Annotated in this window: 16 protein-coding genes; 3 read left to right on the forward strand and 13 right to left on the reverse strand. The window is 39.9% G+C overall.

Going from position 1 to position 17,015, the window contains the following annotated elements; genetic code table 11:
- Positions 1–2: 2 nt before the first annotated feature.
- Genes pilO through ACLBWE_RS03185 form a run of 3 tightly spaced genes read right to left on the reverse strand, consistent with a single transcriptional unit; the run spans position 3 to position 2,448 of the window.
- Complete coding sequence (pilO, locus tag ACLBWE_RS03175; protein ID WP_045433421.1) at positions 3–752, reverse strand: type IV pilus inner membrane component PilO; 750 nt, start codon at positions 750–752, stop codon at positions 3–5.
- Positions 749–1,390, reverse strand: a complete 642-nt coding sequence (locus ACLBWE_RS03180) for a PilN domain-containing protein (protein ID WP_347019403.1) — start codon at positions 1,388–1,390, stop codon at positions 749–751. Before ACLBWE_RS03180 ends, pilO begins: the two co-directional genes overlap by 4 nt.
- Positions 1,390–2,448 carry a pilus assembly protein PilM gene (locus ACLBWE_RS03185; RefSeq protein WP_198496579.1) on the reverse strand — a complete coding sequence of 353 codons (1,059 nt, stop codon included), beginning with the start codon at positions 2,446–2,448 and terminating at the stop codon, positions 1,390–1,392. The genes ACLBWE_RS03180 and ACLBWE_RS03185 overlap by 1 nt, the downstream gene beginning before the upstream one ends.
- A gap of 161 nt (positions 2,449–2,609) precedes the next feature.
- Here ACLBWE_RS03185 and ponA point away from each other — a divergent pair, with 161 nt between their 5' ends.
- Entirely contained in the window at positions 2,610–5,171 is a 2,562-nt protein-coding gene (ponA, locus tag ACLBWE_RS03190; RefSeq protein WP_447601137.1) for a penicillin-binding protein PBP1a, read from the forward strand.
- 54 nt (positions 5,172–5,225) lie between these two features.
- On the opposite strand, the gene ACLBWE_RS03195 is transcribed toward ponA, so the two are convergent.
- The 9 genes from ACLBWE_RS03195 to ACLBWE_RS03235 all read right to left on the reverse strand — a co-directional run bounded on the left by ACLBWE_RS03195 (position 5,226) and on the right by ACLBWE_RS03235 (position 14,438).
- Entirely contained in the window at positions 5,226–6,050 is an 825-nt protein-coding gene (locus ACLBWE_RS03195) for a putative RNA methyltransferase (protein ID WP_447601139.1), read from the reverse strand.
- 2 nt (positions 6,051–6,052) lie between these two features.
- Positions 6,053–6,385 carry a DUF7709 family protein gene (locus tag ACLBWE_RS03200; protein WP_447601141.1) on the reverse strand — a complete coding sequence of 111 codons (333 nt, stop codon included), beginning with the start codon at positions 6,383–6,385 and terminating at the stop codon, positions 6,053–6,055.
- 59 nt (positions 6,386–6,444) lie between these two features.
- Positions 6,445–7,563 (reverse strand): phospho-N-acetylmuramoyl-pentapeptide-transferase, encoded by a 1,119-nt coding sequence (gene mraY, locus ACLBWE_RS03205; RefSeq protein WP_003653822.1) that lies wholly within the window; start codon positions 7,561–7,563, stop codon positions 6,445–6,447.
- On the reverse strand, positions 7,564–8,964 hold the full coding sequence (locus ACLBWE_RS03210) for a UDP-N-acetylmuramoyl-tripeptide--D-alanyl-D-alanine ligase (RefSeq protein ID WP_003653823.1): 1,401 nt from the start codon (positions 8,962–8,964) through the stop codon (positions 7,564–7,566).
- An 8-nt stretch (positions 8,965–8,972) separates the two neighbouring features.
- Positions 8,973–10,472 (reverse strand): UDP-N-acetylmuramoyl-L-alanyl-D-glutamate--2,6-diaminopimelate ligase, encoded by a 1,500-nt coding sequence (locus ACLBWE_RS03215; protein WP_447601144.1) that lies wholly within the window; start codon positions 10,470–10,472, stop codon positions 8,973–8,975.
- A 3-nt stretch (positions 10,473–10,475) separates the two neighbouring features.
- Entirely contained in the window at positions 10,476–12,308 is a 1,833-nt protein-coding gene (ftsI, locus tag ACLBWE_RS03220; RefSeq protein ID WP_447601146.1) for a penicillin-binding protein PBP3, read from the reverse strand.
- 11 nt (positions 12,309–12,319) lie between these two features.
- Complete coding sequence (gene ftsL, locus ACLBWE_RS03225; protein WP_003653828.1) at positions 12,320–12,652, reverse strand: cell division protein FtsL; 333 nt, start codon at positions 12,650–12,652, stop codon at positions 12,320–12,322.
- The gene (gene rsmH / locus ACLBWE_RS03230; protein ID WP_005044059.1) at positions 12,652–13,575 is read right to left on the reverse strand and encodes a 16S rRNA (cytosine(1402)-N(4))-methyltransferase RsmH; all 924 of its coding nucleotides are present in this window, start codon (positions 13,573–13,575) and stop codon (positions 12,652–12,654) included. The genes ftsL and rsmH overlap by 1 nt, the downstream gene beginning before the upstream one ends.
- A 257-nt stretch (positions 13,576–13,832) precedes the next feature.
- The gene (locus tag ACLBWE_RS03235) at positions 13,833–14,438 is read right to left on the reverse strand and encodes an NAD(P)H-dependent oxidoreductase (protein WP_447601149.1); all 606 of its coding nucleotides are present in this window, start codon (positions 14,436–14,438) and stop codon (positions 13,833–13,835) included.
- A 122-nt stretch (positions 14,439–14,560) separates the two neighbouring features.
- Between ACLBWE_RS03235 and ACLBWE_RS03240 the strand changes: the two genes are divergently transcribed.
- Entirely contained in the window at positions 14,561–15,160 is a 600-nt protein-coding gene (locus ACLBWE_RS03240; RefSeq protein WP_198496586.1) for a TetR/AcrR family transcriptional regulator, read from the forward strand.
- An 88-nt stretch (positions 15,161–15,248) separates the two neighbouring features.
- Here the strand turns inward: ACLBWE_RS03240 and ACLBWE_RS03245 are convergent, their stop codons facing one another.
- Positions 15,249–16,247, reverse strand: coding sequence for a sulfate ABC transporter substrate-binding protein (locus ACLBWE_RS03245; protein ID WP_416717806.1), 999 nt, complete (start codon positions 16,245–16,247; stop codon positions 15,249–15,251).
- Positions 16,248–16,646: 399 nt separating this feature from the next.
- On the opposite strand from ACLBWE_RS03245, the gene ACLBWE_RS03250 reads away from it, so the two are divergent.
- On the forward strand, positions 16,647–16,946 hold the full coding sequence (locus ACLBWE_RS03250) for a hypothetical protein (protein WP_016139973.1): 300 nt from the start codon (positions 16,647–16,649) through the stop codon (positions 16,944–16,946).
- Positions 16,947–17,015 lie beyond the last annotated feature (69 nt).

Raw genomic sequence — 17,015 nt, forward strand, 5'->3', positions numbered from 1 at the left:
TCCTATTTCGACTGTGTATTAGCAGTAGAGGAAACAGGTGCTACTGAAGCCGAAGCGTTGTTTTCCGGATGTTCAGCATTTTCTGCGGCGCCCATATAGCGATAAGTTTTTGCTTTAATAGAATAATTAAGTACAGGAATATCTGACTTACTATCTTTAACAGGTGCAGCCTCTACAACAAAGTCATGCATTGTCACAATACGTGGTAATGCCGCAATACTACTGACAAAAGCACCAAAAGCGTGATAATCGCCGGTTGCTTCCATCGTAATAGGCTGTTCAATAAAAATTTCCTGCTTCACTTCATCTTCTAAACGGATATTTTTAAACTTCAGGCCAGAATTCACCCCAGTTAAATTAATATCTTCAACCAAACTTGGAATTTCGGTTTCTTTTGGCAGTTGCTCTAACTGCTGATTAAAGTTTGCTTGCATCTCTTGAAGTTGAAGCTGATATTGCTGCAAGTTACGCAATTTTGAATCTTTTTCTCGAAATTCATTCAACAAATTACTTTCTTGTGCCTGTGCATTATCAATTGCTTGTAGCTTTGGCTGAATAACAACAAAATATCCCAAAGCCAACACAGCAAAGAAAATAAAAATCCAGCAAGTAATTTTCACAGATAATGGCCAGCTACCATAGCTGTTCATATCTAGTGTGTTAAATTGCTGAAGAAATTTTTCTAAAGTGATCTTTTTTTTCTTAGATGGAGCTTGCTCTAACGACAACTCATGAAGTTCATCCGGACTCATTTAACCGCCCCCTTATCCGTACTTACAGACGTATTGGCGGTATCATCTGTTGTAGTCACCCCCATTTCGCCCAAATCAACAGTCACAACAAAACTGCCATAGCTATCTTCCACTCGAGGAAGCAGCGAACTCGCAGTCTTATCTTTTTTCTCTTCAGTCGCCAAGAAAGAGTTCATAAAAGCATTGCGATACCATGGTGATGCTTCGAGATTACGTAATAACTCCGCAACCGTATTTGGACTTTCCGCTTTACCTTCAATGGTAAATTTATCTCCAGTTCGACTAAATTTAGTCAAATACATCGCAGTAGGAGTAACACGTACCAATTCATCTACCAAACGCACGACAACAGGGCGCTGACTTTGCAATCCCTGAATAAGTTTCATACGCTCGATAATAGCGTCACGCTGTTCTTGCAGACCATTTAAGGTTTTAAGTTGTTGATCTAGACTCTGGTTTGTACTGGTGATGAGTTGATTAGCTTGTTCTTGATCATTTAATTTTTGATTCAAATAAAACCACCCAGAAAATACAGTGGTGATCCCCAAAACAACGACCCCAAAACAGAAAATAATAAATTGTTTTTTGCGCTGTTCCCTAAGCCCATCACGCCAAGGGAGTAAATTAATTGTTGCCATTAATCAAAACTCCTTAAAGCCAAGCCACATGCCACCATTAACGATGAGGCATCATTTTCAATTTTTTGAACGTCGACTTGAGGAGAAAAACCCATTTGTAAAAACGGATTGGCAATGGTCACACGGTAACCAAGTTTTTGCTGCAACAATTTAGCAAGCCCAGGAATATTGGCATTCCCACCAGCGAGTAAAATATGGTCAATTTCATTGAATTGTGATGAAGAGAAGAAAAATTGTAGAGATCTAGCTGCTTGCTGCACGACAGCATCAAGAAATGGCTCTAAGATTTCGATGTCATAATCATCTGGTAAAGAGCGCTCTTTTTTAGCCCGTCCCGCTTCTTCTAAAGACAAACCATAACGGCTTTGAATTTCCAAAGTAAGCTGTTTACCACCAAAGACTTGTTCACGGGTATAAATGATTTTGCCACTTTGCATAACCGATAATGTGGTCATGGTATGGCCGATATCTAAAATCCCAATGGTATTTGCACCCATTGGCAAGCTATCAGCAAATACACTAAAAGCACGCTCGACAGCATAACTTTCTACATCAGCAAGCTTAGGAGTTAAGTCCACCAGTTCCAGCACTTCTACTCGTGTTTCAACATTTTCTGTTCTTGTTGCAACTAAAAGTACATTCACGCGGTTTGGATTAGGCAGTCGATCTGGTAAAACCTCAAAATCAAGGCTCACTTCATCCAAAGGGAACGGTATATACTGCTCCGCATCTAATCGAATCTGAACTTCTCGCTCATCATCATTCATATCTGCATCCATTTCGATGGTTTTATGAATAACCGTCGATGTTGGAACAGCAATTGCAGCGTTACTGGTTTGGGGATTTGCTAAATTCATCGCCCGTTCCAAAGCTTCCGCAACTGCCTCTGGATTCAAGATATTTTTTTCAACTACACTGTTCTCGGGTAAAGGCATCAAAGCATAGCTTTCTACCCAATATTTACCGTTCTTAACAGAGAGCTCTAACAACTTAACAGAAGTCGAACTAATATCGACACCCATTAACCCCTTATTCGGTTTACGATATAACCTGAGCACACTATTGTCCTATTATTTTTTTATCCCCAAAAAAAATTACAAACCAATAATCTAGGTCTTTATTTTTACACGGATACAATATCTCATCTAACAATCCGCATGTCTAAAGGCTATACTGACCACAATTAGTTTGTATTCGATCTTATTAAAGCTTACTTATCATGAAAAAGCTATCCAGTTTGGGCTTCGTGCGTCCAATTTTTTTGATCATTATTATTATCTTAGTCTCACTTCCGATGGGCTTTTATGGCATGTATCTCTATATCGCCCCATCGCTCCCAGAAATGAGTTCACTAAAAAAAGCTCCGCTTTTAAAACCACTACAGGTCTACACATCAGATAATCAACTGATTGCCGAGTATGGTGGTAAACTGTCTATTCCGGTTGAATACAAACAAATTCCTCCTGCTTTTATTCATGCATTTTTAGCAGCAGAAGACTCTTCTTTCTTTGAACATAGCGGGATCAGTTTTAAGGGTTTAGGGCGCGCTTTAAGTGAAAGTGTGACGGGTTCTGATGTGCAAACTGGTGGTTCAACCATCACTATGCAGGTTGCAAAGAACTATTATTTGAGTCCAGAAAGAACATTAAAACGTAAAATAACCGAGATCTTTTTGGCTCGAAAAATTGAGCAAAATTTATCCAAAGAAGAAATTCTCAGTCTCTATGTGAATAAAATCTTCTTAGGAAAAAATGCTTACGGTATCGCAGCAGCAGCCAAAATTTATTACAACAAAAGTATTAATGAACTCAGCATTGCTCAAATGGCAATGATCGCAGGTTTACCAAAAGCGCCTTCTAAATACAACCCTGTGGTTAATCCAGAGCGTGCACTTGAACGTCGTAACTGGATTTTAGGTCGTATGTTACAGCTGGGTTATATCTCTCAAGCAGAATATCAAAAAGCTGTAGCTGAACCGATCAACCTCAACATGCCCAATCGGGATCTAAATAATATTCACCCTTATGCAGGTGAAATGGTTCGTTCAGAACTCGTAAAACATTTTGGCGAACAAGCAATTGATTCTGGCTATAAAGTCTATACAACCATCAATGCTAAACGCCAAGCGATTGCTGAAAAATCTGTGCAAGATGGTCTTGAAGCTTATGACCGTCGTCATGGCTGGCGCGGTGCTGAAGCACACGACAAACCATTAAGTGAATTTAGAGCATATGCCAACACCTACCCTGCACAAGTTACCAAGGTAAATAGCAGCTCTTTTGAAGCATTAATGCAAGATGGTACAACAGTTACTGTACAGTGGTCAGGTATGTCATGGGCCCGTCCCTATCGCAATGCGAATAGTGTAGGTGGTGCTCCTTCCCGTGCATCTCAAATTGTTCAAGTTAAAGATATTGTTCGCTTACGTCCAAATGAAGCAAAAACGGCATGGTCTTTAGTTCAAGTTCCAAAAGTTCAAGGTCAACTCATTGCAATCAATCCTAACGACGGTTCAATTGAAGCAATTGTAGGTGGTTATAATTTCTATCAATCGAAATTTAACCGTGCTTTACAAGGCTGGCGCCAACCGGGTTCAACGATTAAACCTTTTGTCTATGCATTGGCACTAGAGCGCGGTATGACGCCGTACAGTATGGTTAATGATAGTCCTATCACGATTGGTAAGTGGACACCGAGAAACTCAGACGGTCGTTATTTAGGAATGATTCCATTACGCCGTGCGTTGTATTTATCTCGTAACACCGTATCTGTACGTCTTTTACAGACAGTCGGAATTGAACGTACTCGCCAGTTATTTATGGATTTTGGTTTACAAGAAGATCAAATTCCACGTAACTACACCATTGCCTTAGGTACTCCTCAAGTCTTACCAATTCAAATGGCAACGGGATATTCGACTTTTGCCAATGGCGGCTATCGCATTCAACCGCACTTTATTCAACGTATTGAAGATGCATACGGTAAAGTGATTTATGAAGCTAAACCTGAATATGCATGTATTCCATGTATTAACGCGCCTGACACAACTGATGACGAGCAAAAAACGACGACAACAGACGATGAAGTGATTGAAGTTACTAATAAAGATGTAGAGCAGAAAGAAAAGGCAGCTAAGCAACTTAATCTTAAACAGACTGATAAAGCGAACAGTGAATATCGTCAGGCACAGCGTATTTTAAAATCAAGTTCTGCTTATGACATGGCTAATATTTTACGAGACGTTATTGAACATGGTACAGGCCGTGCTGCGCTTAAAATTGGTCGTAATGACTTAGGCGGTAAAACAGGTACAACCAACGATGCAAAAGACGCATGGTTTGCTGGCTTCAACGGCAAGTTAGTTACTGTGACGTGGGTTGGATTTGACCAACCGACGACACTAGGTCGTCGTGAGTATGGTGGTATTGCTGCATTACCGATCTGGATTAACTTTATGGGTCAAGCATTGGAAGGTACACCATCAGCTTGGGTTCGCCTCGACAAAGATGCTCAAGCACCTATTTCACGTGACAAAAATCAAGCGGTAGTAGAAGTTAGCGACAAGAAAACCTATCGCGCGGCTCCACCATTGGCTCGTCCGCTATATCGTCCAGCACCACCACAACCGAAGCTCAACAATAATAATGACTTTGCCGATTTACCTGGCGAAGAAATTGTTATTCCATCAAAAGCTGCACCTCCTGCCATAAAACCTTCGCAAGAACCCGCGCCTAAGCGAGAAAAAGATGAACTAGAAAATCTGATTAATCAGATTGAATAAATAATAAAAAAGCCATCGTTAGATGGCTTTTTTTTACGCTTTAAAAATAGTCTATTAGCTAGCTTCTTTATTACGCTTCTGAAAGACATAAATTTGAAAAGAGGCCGTTACTTCTAATTGCGACTGCTGCTCTAACTGCAAACGACGTTCGGGAGAAGCTTTATAAGCATAAGGCGTCATAGCAATTAGATTTTTTAAGGCCTGTTGATCAAGCACAAAAGGGGCATCAATAATTTGCTCTTGCTTGAGTTCAAACAAATCTTGTAACTGCTCCACAAACTTTTCTGGCGTGTGGGGGTTAACTTGTTCAAATAAAGCTTCACGCATTGCATATAAATGTTCAGAGGCAGGCGTGACAACAATTAAATAGCCATCATCTTTTAAAACACGCGCAATTTCTACTTGTGGAATTGGGCTAAACAAACTGGTACATGCATCCATGCTTTGATCAAGCACAGGTAAAGTCGCACCAGTTCCCACAACCCAAGTCACCTCATTATTGAGCTTTGCTGCACGCTGTACCGCATTTTTTGCAATATCAACACCAACACATTGCTCAGCCACTTGCTGCATAGCACTTGTGTAATAGCCTTCCCCACACCCAATATCAAGTACAGTTTTTACATCGAGTTGTTTTAATAAAGCGACTACAGCATGTTGTAAGGGTTGGTAATAACCACCTTGTAAAAAAGCTCGTCTCGCATCGACTGACTCTGGCGTGTCTCCTGGGTTTTTACTATGTTTATGTTGCACAACATGTAAATTGACATAACCTTGTTTAGCCACATCATAACTATGCCCCAGCTCACATCGCCAAGTTTTTTCATTTAAATCCAGAGATTGACGACACACAGGACACATTAAAATTTGCTTAGTCACTTTTAATTATTCTCTTGTTCTTTTTGCTGTAAATATATTTTCGCCTGTATTCCCACAAATGTACGCCCCGCATTTGTTCCGTTAATCCATTCGTCTACCTGAAATAAATCAAATAGACCAACCTTGACTAAAGTTGGAATTGCGATCTTTAATTCCTCTTCAATCTGTCCTCTTTGCCCTGCATTATATAGTTCAATATTATGCAGCATTGTAGCGACAGTTCCTGTTTGTACCTGACTTCCATCTTTAAGTACAACCCGAGGTAATACCTCACCCTCACCAACCACTTTTTGATTAATTACAGATAATTGGTCTAGACCAGCAACTTTTGTCATTCATCTCTCCAATAAAAAAAGCCAGTAGAACTGGCTTTATATTGACACTAAAATAAGATCTATCGCAATTTTAAAGTCATTAGACCTAAAACTACTAATATAATTGTAATAATCCAAAAACGAATCACAACTTGGGTTTCTTTCCAGCCCTGCTTTTCATAGTGATGATGCAACGGCGCCATTAAGAACACGCGTTTATTACGCATTCGCAGCGATCCAATTTGCAAGAAGACAGATACTGCCTCCATTACAAACACACCACCCATAATCGCAAATACGATTTCTTGGCGCACCATGACAGCAATTGTTCCAAGCATCGCGCCTAAAGCTAAAGCACCAACATCACCCATAAAGATTTGGGCAGGGTGCGCGTTATACCAAAGAAATGCCAAACCTGCGCCAATCATGGCAGAACAGATCACAACAAGCTCAGAGGTATATTTCACATATGGGATATGTAAATAGTTAGCGAAACGAATGTCACCAGACAAGTAAGCAAATACACCTAAGCCTGTAGCTACCATTACAACAGGCATGATCGCCAAGCCATCTAAACCATCGGTTAAGTTAACCGCGTTAGAGGCACCATTAATCACTAGATAGGTAAATACAATAAATGCCAAGCCTAAAGGAACAATTGAGAGTGGAATTGAAAGATTCTTAAAGAAAGGAATCAATAAATCCAGCATATTTGCAGTATGTTCTGCATTGGACTGTTGAGTTGCAATTAAATATAACGCAATACCAGCACCAAGGGATGCAACAGAAGTCCAGAAAAACTTCTTACGTGCAGGTAAACCTGCATTGTCTTTATAGCGAATTTTAATCCAGTCGTCTGCCCAACCTACAGCACCGAACACAACCATTACACCAAGCACAATCCAGACATAAGGGTTAGATAAATCAGCCCAGAGTAAAGTACTAATCCCAATTGAAAGCAGAATTAAAATCCCGCCCATCGTTGGCGTACCCATCTTTTTAGCATGATTTTCAGGAGCAAATGAACTTACTGCCTGACCGTATTTTAACGCTTGTAATTTACGAATCATGATCGGTCCAAGGACCAAACCAATGGTCAGGGACGTTAATACACTGAGTAAAGAACGTAATGTTAAATAACGAACGACCTGAAACGAACTGTGATAGCCCGCAAGTTGTTCAAACAACCATAACAGCATTTAAAGTTTCTCCATCAAATCAGCCATCAACGTTTCCATATGAGTAAAGCGAGAACCTTTAAACAGGAAACTCATGGACTGGGGTTGATGTGTTTGGATTAGATTGATTAGAAATGGAAGCGCCTCAGCTTGTGTCTGAAATGCTTTCACTTTATTGGAATGAGAGTCTGCACCCTCGAGCGCGGCTGAAGCAAACTGCCCAACTGCAATAATATGATCTAAAGGAAGCTGAGCAAGATCATGACCTAAATCATGATGCTCTTGCCAACTGCTATCTCCCAATTCACCAATATCACCCATTACCATCACTTTTATGCCTTGTTGCTGCAACAATACTTGCGCAGCAGCACGCATAGAATTTGGATTGGCGTTGTAAGTATCATCAATAAATAAGTAAGGAGATTTTTGAATAAAGTTTAGACGACCTTTAGCCCCCTGAGCTTGCTCTAAACCTTGAACAATATCTTCAAGTCCAATACCAAGCGCCAAAGCAAAGGCTACAGCCGCAGTGGCATTTTGCACATTATGCTCACCGGCAAAAGGGAGTTTAACGGTACTCGTCCCTTGCGGTGTATGCAGCGTAAAATTTGTTGATTGAGGCAATAATTCAATATCTGTTGCATAAATATCACCCCCTACACCAAATGTAGAAATGCGATGTGCTTGGGCAGCTTTATGAATTTCAGCAGTAAAATCATCTTGTTGTGGAACGATTGCAACGCCATTTGGTAAAATATGACGATAAATTTCTGATTTAGCGCGGCAAATACCTTCACGTCCGCCAAATTCGCCTAAATGAGCTGTCCCAATATTTAAAATGCCTGCAACATGCGGCTGCACCAACTTAGAAGTATAATCAATTTCACCCTGATGACTTGCACCTAGTTCCATTACAGCAAACTGATGTTCTTTTCTCAGTTCAAGCAACATCATGGGTACACCAAGGTCATTATTTAAATTACCACGGGTGATTAGTGTCGGTGCTAAGCGCGATAATATACTTCCCAACATTTCTTTAGCTGTGGTTTTACCGCTACTACCTGTTAAAGCAATCACTTTTAGTTGTGTATTTTGCTCACGGCGATAAGCGCCAAGTTGCCCGAGAGCCAAGCGAGTGTCGGCAACAACTAGTTGGGCAATATCTACATCTAAAGGGCGTTCAACAATTGCGATTTGACAACCATTCGCTGCAACCTGAGCTACAAAGTCGTGCGCATCAAAACGTTCACCCTTAAGTGCTAAAAAAACATCCCCAGTTTCCGCATGACGTGAGTCCGTCAAAATACGTTTAATTTCAGTTTGAGGGATCTGGTCTTTATGCCAGTAGCCCTGTGTTGCCTGTTGTAATTGCTGAGCTGTCCACGGTTCCAAAGGCACGGTACTGGTGGTTGAAGTATGCATAATTTGTCCTATTGTGCAGGGTAAGCAGCGTCTACAGTATGGTGTTGCGCAGCAATCGCTGATTGAACTTCAACAACATCATCAAACCAGTGACGCACACCATTAATTTCTTGATAGTTTTCATGACCTTTACCAGCAATAACAACAATATCACCAGCCTGAGCCTGCTGTGCAACAAATTTAATTGCTTCACGGCGGTCATGAATTTCATGCATACGGTGCCCTGAAAAATCGATTCCTTGCTTCATATCAGCAAAAATTTGTTCAGGGTCTTCAGTTCTTGGGTTATCTGAAGTCAAAATAATCGGATTTGCGCCGTCTAAAGCGGCTTGAGTCATGAGTGGGCGTTTGCCTCGATCCCGATCTCCCCCGCATCCAAATACCGCCCAAAGTTGATTAGATACATGACGTTTTAGAGTTTTAAGTACCTGAATCAAAGCATCAGGTGTGTGCGCATAATCCACAACAAATAAACGTTCACCATCACGAATGACCTGCATCCGTCCCGGCGCACCAATCAATTGAGGGACAAAAGCGACTAATGCTTCTAAATCAAAACCTGCTTGCTCAACAGCAATAAGTGCTGCAATCAAGTTTTCGACATTGAAATGTCCCAATAATGGACTTTGAACAGCAAAAGAACCTTGCTGGCTGACTAAATTAAAAGTCGCCCCTGCCAAACTGTAACTTAGGTCACTAATATAATAATCTGCTGTATTTTGAGTAAGCGAATACGTCAGAATCTTTGGCTGAGCAGGATTTTGTTTTGCTGCATTTATCATTAGAGCAGCATACTCATCATCCAGATTAATAACAGCCACTTTTAAAGAGCTGAAGCGGAATAAAAGAGCCTTAGCTTCAGCATAAGCCTCTAAAGTCCCATGATAATCCAGATGATCACGGCTCAAATTGCTATAAACAGCAATTTCAATAGCACAACCATTTAAACGGCCCTGCTCTAAACCATGTGAGCTTGCTTCCAAAGACGCAAAAGTTGCACCTTGTTTAGCATAGTCATGTAACGCATTTTGTAATTGTAAAGCATCAAGTGTGGTATGCGTTGATGGTGTTAAGTCTGGCAAAATACCATTACCCGTAGTTCCCATCACTGCACATTGCTGTTGTTGCGAACTAATTAACTCAGCAATTAGACGTGAAATTGTCGTTTTACCGTTTGTGCCTGTCACTGCAACAATACGTGCTGGTGCAACTGAATCTATCTGCTGCAAATAACGCTGTTGCCACTCACCCATACGTTGACGCACATCAGGACATACCCACTCATTTTCCAAACCCAACTCAGTCTCGCTAATGATAGCAAGTGCACCATTGGCTAAAGCTGACTCAGCAAATATACGCGTTTTTTCAGGTTGGCTATAACTGGTCAAGGCGATAAAGATTTGGCCTGACTCAACCTTACGGCTATCTAAACTAAAGCCACGAAAAGGCTGCTTAGACCACTGTGCATCAATCTCGACTGGATTAATTTCTCGAAAAGAAACAGACATAGCTTACCTGCGAATAGGGTTTTCTGGAGTATCAAGGGGCTTATCAAGCGGCACATTCATTAAGCGCAATGATTCTTGCATAATGCGTGCAAAAACAGGGGCAGCAACCAAACCACCGTAATAACGGCCTTGCGGGTTTTCAACCACAACAATAACGGCTAAACGCGGGTCACTAATTGGGGCAACACCAGCAAATAAAGCACGGTATTCATTATTTGAATAACCTTTACGGTCTGCACGAAGTTTATGCGCCGTACCAGTTTTACCACCCACGCGATAACCTGGAATATTAGCTTGTTTTGCAGTACCACCAGGCATAGTCACCTGCTCTAGCATGAGCAAAACCTGATCGGCAATTTTTGGAGCAAGAACTTGTTCACCTTTAGGTGCCTGATCTAACTTATGCAGGCTTAAAGGCATTTTCTCGCCATGATTTGCAAGCATTGCATAGCCTTGCGCCAACTGGAGAATAGTCGCATTTAGACCATAACCATAAGCCATAGTACCAATTTGGGAAGAATTTAATTTACTTACCGGTAGTACCAAACCTGAGCTTTCACCTGGGAACTTCACAGCCGAACGTTTACCAAAGCCCGCGCGATTAAAGAAGCTCGGCAATGTTTGCTTTGGAAGCGACAACGCAATTTTTGCAGAACCCACGTTTGAAGACTTGATAATCACGCCACTTACAGTTAATGCACCATAATTATGGGTATCACGAATCGTATGCCAACCTAAACGCATTGAACCCGGAGAGGTGTTTACAATCGTATTTGGCGTATATTGTCCAGTTTCCAGTGCCGCAGAAACAGTAAATGGCTTCATGGTTGAACCCGGTTCGAACATATCAATCGCACCGCGGTTACGCATGGCATCTTTATTAGATAAACCGTTTTTGTCATTTGGGTTATATGACGGCCAACTGGTCATTGCCAAAATTTCGCCAGTTTTAACATCTACAGCAATAGCTGTTGCCGAACGAGCGTTATTTGCAACACCAGCAGCTGTTAATTCACGGTACATAATGTACTGCAAACGGGAGTCAATACTTAAAGTGATGTTTTCGCCCGGTTCACCCTCACGAATAACCTCTGAAACTTTTAAACGGTTTCCGCGCTTATCACGAATAATTTTTTGCTCACCATCCACACCCGACAGCTGTTTATTGAGCTGCATTTCCAAGCCTTCAATCCCTTGGCCTTCACTGTTGGTTAAACCAATAATCTGGGCATTTGGCTGTGGTTGAGGATAATAACGCTTATACGTTTTCTCGGCATAGACCCCTTGAAAGTTACCCTTCGTAATGAGGTCTGCCTGTTGCGGCGGTATTTCTTTCTTCAAAACCAGATAACGAGAACGCGGTCGTGCATTCATCTGTTTTTTAAGATCGGCACGGTCTAAACCAACAACATCCGCCAATTCATTAAGATTCAAATTTTTATCGGGTAATTGTCTTTTTAATTTACGATTATTCGGATCTTTCTTTAATTCTTCTGTAATTTGGTCATATAAGTGCTTCGTATCGAAATAATCACGTGGATCCATTACGATTTTCATGATCGGTGTACTAATTGCCAAAGGTACCCCATGGCGATCACTAATCACGCCACGCATGGCTTCCACACGCTCAGTACGCAAAATATTGGCATTGGCCTTGTTTTGTAAAAAATCCTTATTAATTACTTGTACATAAAATGCACGCGCAATTAAAACAACAAAACAGAGTAGCACTACTGCCCAGAGCAGATAAAACCGCCACATATCAAAGGCAAGAGTTGGTTTTTCCGAAATAGACTGCTGTTTTTTCCGTGTTTGTTTTGTTCGCTTATCTACCATACAGCAAGGCCTTACTTATTTTGCTCTGAGGTCATTGGTAAAGAAATTACCACCGTTTCTGCAGCCGGTGGAGAAAACATCCGTAGCTGAGTTACAGCACGCGTACCAATCTGTGCCGTTGCACCAAAGGTTTGTTGCTCAATGAGCAAACGCCCCCATTCAGCATTGAGATCATCACGTTCACGCATATAAGAGCTAAGCTCTCTATAATCATGACGATATTCAAATACTTGAAATACCACCATCATGGCACTTATAAAAACAAGCGCCACCAATACTGTATACACAACAACTTTTTTCACCACGTTATTTTCTGTGGTTGCGATTTCATCACTGCTTTTCATTACGCGCCTTTTTCTTCCAAGCGTTCAGCAACCCGAAGCCATGCACTACGTGAACGAGGGTTCGCTTTTACTTCTTCTTCACTCGCACGAACCCGTGAAATTTTCTTTAATCTTCTTGTATCTACTCGCTGCTCAGGCATTCCCCAACCGAAATCTTCTGCTAACGTAGATTCTTTTTGAATAAACTGCTTAATCAGTCGATCTTCAAGAGAATGGAAACTAATAACAGACAAACGTCCTTCCGGTTTTAGTAAGTCTACAGCTTGCGGCAAAAACAGTTCAATATCTTCTAGCTCTTTATTAATAGCAATTCGAATAGCCTGAAATGCACGTGTCGCTGGATGTTTATGTTTTTCCCATTTTGGATGAGCAGTTTTAACAACTTCCGCCAATTGAGCGGTCGTTTCTAGTTTTCCAGCTAGTTTAATGGCTTTAGCAATACGTCGACTATAACGCTCTTCACCATATTGATAAATAATATTTGCTAATTGTTCTTCTTCAATTTTAAGTAACCACTCAGCCGCAGTTAAACCCTTAGAATTATCCATTCGCATGTCCAACGGACCATCTTGCATAAAACTAAAACCACGCTCTGCCTGATCAAGTTGAGGAGATGAAACCCCTAGATCAGCCATGATTCCATCAACACTCATCACGCCAATTTCCTGCATCTTCTCTTTGATATCAGCAAAACTGGCATGAATGATGGTAAATCTTGAATCTTCTTGTGCCAAAGCAGCAGCAACTTCCAATGCTTGAGGGTCTTTATCAAATGCGTACACTCGCGCATTTTCATCAAGTTTAGAAAGCAATAAACGGGTATGCCCACCTCTTCCAAAGGTTGCATCGATATACACCCCAGTTGTGCGATCTGCCAATAAGCTCTCAATGGTCTCGGAAAGTAAGACAGAAATATGCGACATAGGTGTTAAATCATAGCGTAAAAATGTAACTGCACATTATCACCTTGTTTATGACCAACGCCAAACGGCTTTTTGTAGGAAAATATTAATTTTTCATAGATAAAACCGTTTTGTTAGCACTTTTTAAGCAAAATAAGAAACCAAGAATAATTTTTTATAGCTAAATACGAATTTATAAAACTTTTTATTAACCGCTTTACCTAAAAAATTCTCTTTTCCTTTACGCTTATTCCGTTAGAGACTCTCACGGATTTACCTTAGGACGAGATGAGCTGGCAATCTTTTTCGGCATATTTACCGATTTGATTTAACCATTTTTGCCGTTGGTCTGAACTTGCTCCCCGCACTGTTCCAATATAATTAACTTTGACTCTGCTAACCCCACAAAATTGCAAAGTCGCTTTTTTAAGTTGACGTGTACTCGGTTCACCATAGTACCAACGATAAAACCAGCCTGGCTGGTCTAAAGTAGTAATGAGTCGTGCTGATTTGGAATGTAAATGACCAATAACACGATTGCTATTTTCTCGGTAACTAAATACAAGATTTGGTAAAAAGAGTCGATCAATAAAACCTTTAGCTATGGCTGGAAGTCCTCCCCACCAGACAGGAAAGAACCACACCAAATGATCAGCGGCTTGAATTTTTTCCAACGCATTCATTAAATCAGGTTCCAGATCCATACGTTTCTCATAACCATATTTTAAATTAGGTTCGAAATCCAACTTAGCAATTTCTATAAGATCTACGTGAACACCTAATGTTTTTACGTGTGCTACATAGTTATGAGCTAATGCATGATTAAAACTGATATCGGATGGATGACCATTAATAACTACAATACGTTTAGAGAGTTGAGACATATATCGCCTTTATTGTCGCACATTCAAATATCAAGTGATATCTGAAACAAATAAGTAGCGAAAATATCTTATAAAAATTAAGATAACAAGTGATATCTCAACTATTATTTGATCTGGCTCTTATGACTCTTTCGCGCAATGAAAAACAGATACAAACTCGACAGCATCTCATTGAAGCTGGGTTTGCTCTCATTTCTGAATTTGGTTATAACGCGGTATCAATCAGGAATCTTTCTAAACAAGCAGGTTATACTCAAGGTGCCTTCTACTCTAATTTCAACAATAAAGAAGCGTTTTTACTTGAGCTGATGGAGCTTCAATTCGCTAAAGAAAATTTACAATTACAAGAAATATTTACCAGTGCTCCTTCAAATACTGAGCAACTAATTGATTCATTGCGTCAGTGGCTGAAGGTTTTTTTTACAAACGATGAATGGCTGAAAATATCAATCGAGCTACAACTATTTGCTGCACGTGATATTACCTTCGCAGAGGAGTATCAAAAGGTTTGGAAAACTCATCAGCAAGAAGTAACCAAGATCATGAAGCAATTTTTTTCTTTAATGCAGATAGCTGAGCCTGATGACTATGATTCTATTGTTATAGAGCTTGTATCATTAAGTTATGGGCTAGCTTTACAATATATGATTTTTAAAGATGATGTAGACCACTACATTAATATCTTTATCAGCACTTTATTAAAAAGATTGGGTAATTTCTAAATTAATCAAAAATTAGATGTGAAAATCTTAAAATTCAAAAAAGCCGCTTAATTATTAAATAAGCGGCCACATGGAAAAACTTAGTTAATTACTGCTTCCCATCATAAATTTGATCAAAGACAGCTCCATTAGCAAAGTGAGTTTTCTGAGCTTTCGCCCAACCACCGAACACATCATTAATGGTAAATAATTTAATTTTTGGGAATTGTGCTGCATATTTTGCTGCCACTTGAGCATTACGTGGTCGGAAATAATGTTTAGCAGCCAGCTCTTGCCCTAAAGGTGAATATAAAAAATTCAAATAGCCTTTTGCTAAAGTTCGGTTCCCATCTTTATCAACGGTTTTATCTACAATTGCGACTGATGGCTCTGCCAAAATTGAAATTGATGGGTAAACAATTTCATATTTGTCTTTATCAGGTCCTTTCGTCGCTAATAAAGCTTCGTTTTCCCAAGATAATAAAACATCACCAATGCCACGTTCGGCAAATGTTGTTAGCGAACCGCGTGCTCCCGAATCAAGTACTTTTACATTGTGATAAAGTTTTTTAACTAGCTCACGAGCCTTGGCATCATTACCACCCGGTTGTTTTAAGGCATAACCCCACGCAGACAAATAAATCCAACGAGGTGCGCCACCTGTTTTAGGATTAGGGGTGATAATTTCAACACCCGGTTTTGTTAGATCATTCCAGTCACGTATATTTTTCGGATTACCTTTTCGTACTAGGAATACAACAGTCGAAGTATAAGGCGCAGAATTATTCGGAAATTCTTTTTGCCAATTCGGCTGGATAAAGCCTGCTTTCACAATCTCATCAATATCATTAGCTAACGCTAACGTTACAACATCAGCTTCTAAACCAGTAGCCACCGCCCGAGCTTGTTTACCAGATCCACCGTGCGACTGTTTAAACTCAACATCTTGCCCCGTACGCTGTTTCCAGAACTTACCAAAAGCCTGATTATATTCTTGATAAAATTCTCGGGTCGGATCATAAGAAACATTTAAAAAAGAGGTAGCGGCTTGAGCTGCTGTTGCCATTCCCAAATAAACAGCTACAGCTATTATTGATATTTTTTTCATTTACAAAATCCATCATTGGTTTTAGTTTTACTATATTTTTAATTTTATAATTTACAATCAATTACTTATATTAATATATTTTTTATTAATCTCTTTAAAATATATAGATTAAGATGTCTAAGTTATTTCATTTTTGAAAAGTTTTGTAATTATCCTTACAACTTAATGAGGGCCTTCACTTTATCTACACATTAATTTGTTAAATAATGAAGCGCAAAGGATACATATGGCCTACATTTGGGTCGACCAGATTAAAATATAGATAATTTTTGTAAAAAGTGTGACACAGTTCCACTTTTTTATTAAGATTTATGTTTAAATCGTAGCATTACCGTAATTTTACATTTCGTTAAACTCAAAAAATAGATGAAATGTAATGAACAGAGGGGATGATTAATAATGAAAATTCATTATGGAAAAGCGTTAAGCTTAAGTTTGGTGCTGGGTTTGGCATCACAGTTTTCTGCAGCAGCAGTACTTAAAGATACTCCAAACAAAACTGGCTCAGATAAGCAGACTTCGCTTATTGAAAAAGCTTTAGATCAACAGAAACGTAATCCTATTGTATTACCTTCTACAGATGATGAGCTTAAAGTACTCAATACTATTCGCGTTACACCGACTCAAAATTTTCTCGCTGCTCAGCATGAACGTTTTTCACGTTTTGTTCAGGCAATCTTTCAGCCGCATACTTCTTAAAATCTGAAACACCCCCTCTTCGTTTCAGTTTTAGCCCAGTCTGATGTTAAATAAAACGTCAGAATACTG

The organism is Acinetobacter sp. M5A5_2a, assembly GCF_053345265.1.

Excerpts from the sequence above, each read along its gene's own strand:
- pilO (WP_045433421.1), bottom strand. The coding sequence starts at position 752 with ATGAGTCCGGATGAACTTCATGAGTTGTCGTTAGAGCAAGCTCCATCT.
- ACLBWE_RS03180 (WP_347019403.1), bottom strand. The coding sequence starts at position 1,390 with ATGGCAACAATTAATTTACTCCCTTGGCGTGATGGGCTTAGGGAACAG.
- ponA (WP_447601137.1), top strand. The coding sequence starts at position 2,610 with ATGAAAAAGCTATCCAGTTTGGGCTTCGTGCGTCCAATTTTTTTGATC.
- ACLBWE_RS03200 (WP_447601141.1), bottom strand. The coding sequence starts at position 6,385 with ATGACAAAAGTTGCTGGTCTAGACCAATTATCTGTAATTAATCAAAAA.
- mraY (WP_003653822.1), bottom strand. The coding sequence starts at position 7,563 with ATGCTGTTATGGTTGTTTGAACAACTTGCGGGCTATCACAGTTCGTTT.
- ACLBWE_RS03210 (WP_003653823.1), bottom strand. The coding sequence starts at position 8,964 with ATGCATACTTCAACCACCAGTACCGTGCCTTTGGAACCGTGGACAGCT.
- ACLBWE_RS03215 (WP_447601144.1), bottom strand. The coding sequence starts at position 10,472 with ATGTCTGTTTCTTTTCGAGAAATTAATCCAGTCGAGATTGATGCACAG.
- ftsI (WP_447601146.1), bottom strand. The coding sequence starts at position 12,308 with ATGGTAGATAAGCGAACAAAACAAACACGGAAAAAACAGCAGTCTATT.
- ftsL (WP_003653828.1), bottom strand. The coding sequence starts at position 12,652 with ATGAAAAGCAGTGATGAAATCGCAACCACAGAAAATAACGTGGTGAAA.
- rsmH (WP_005044059.1), bottom strand. The coding sequence starts at position 13,575 with ATGTCGCATATTTCTGTCTTACTTTCCGAGACCATTGAGAGCTTATTG.
- ACLBWE_RS03235 (WP_447601149.1), bottom strand. The coding sequence starts at position 14,438 with ATGTCTCAACTCTCTAAACGTATTGTAGTTATTAATGGTCATCCATCC.
- ACLBWE_RS03240 (WP_198496586.1), top strand. The coding sequence starts at position 14,561 with ATGACTCTTTCGCGCAATGAAAAACAGATACAAACTCGACAGCATCTC.
- ACLBWE_RS03245 (WP_416717806.1), bottom strand. The coding sequence starts at position 16,247 with ATGAAAAAAATATCAATAATAGCTGTAGCTGTTTATTTGGGAATGGCA.
- ACLBWE_RS03250 (WP_016139973.1), top strand. The coding sequence starts at position 16,647 with ATGAAAATTCATTATGGAAAAGCGTTAAGCTTAAGTTTGGTGCTGGGT.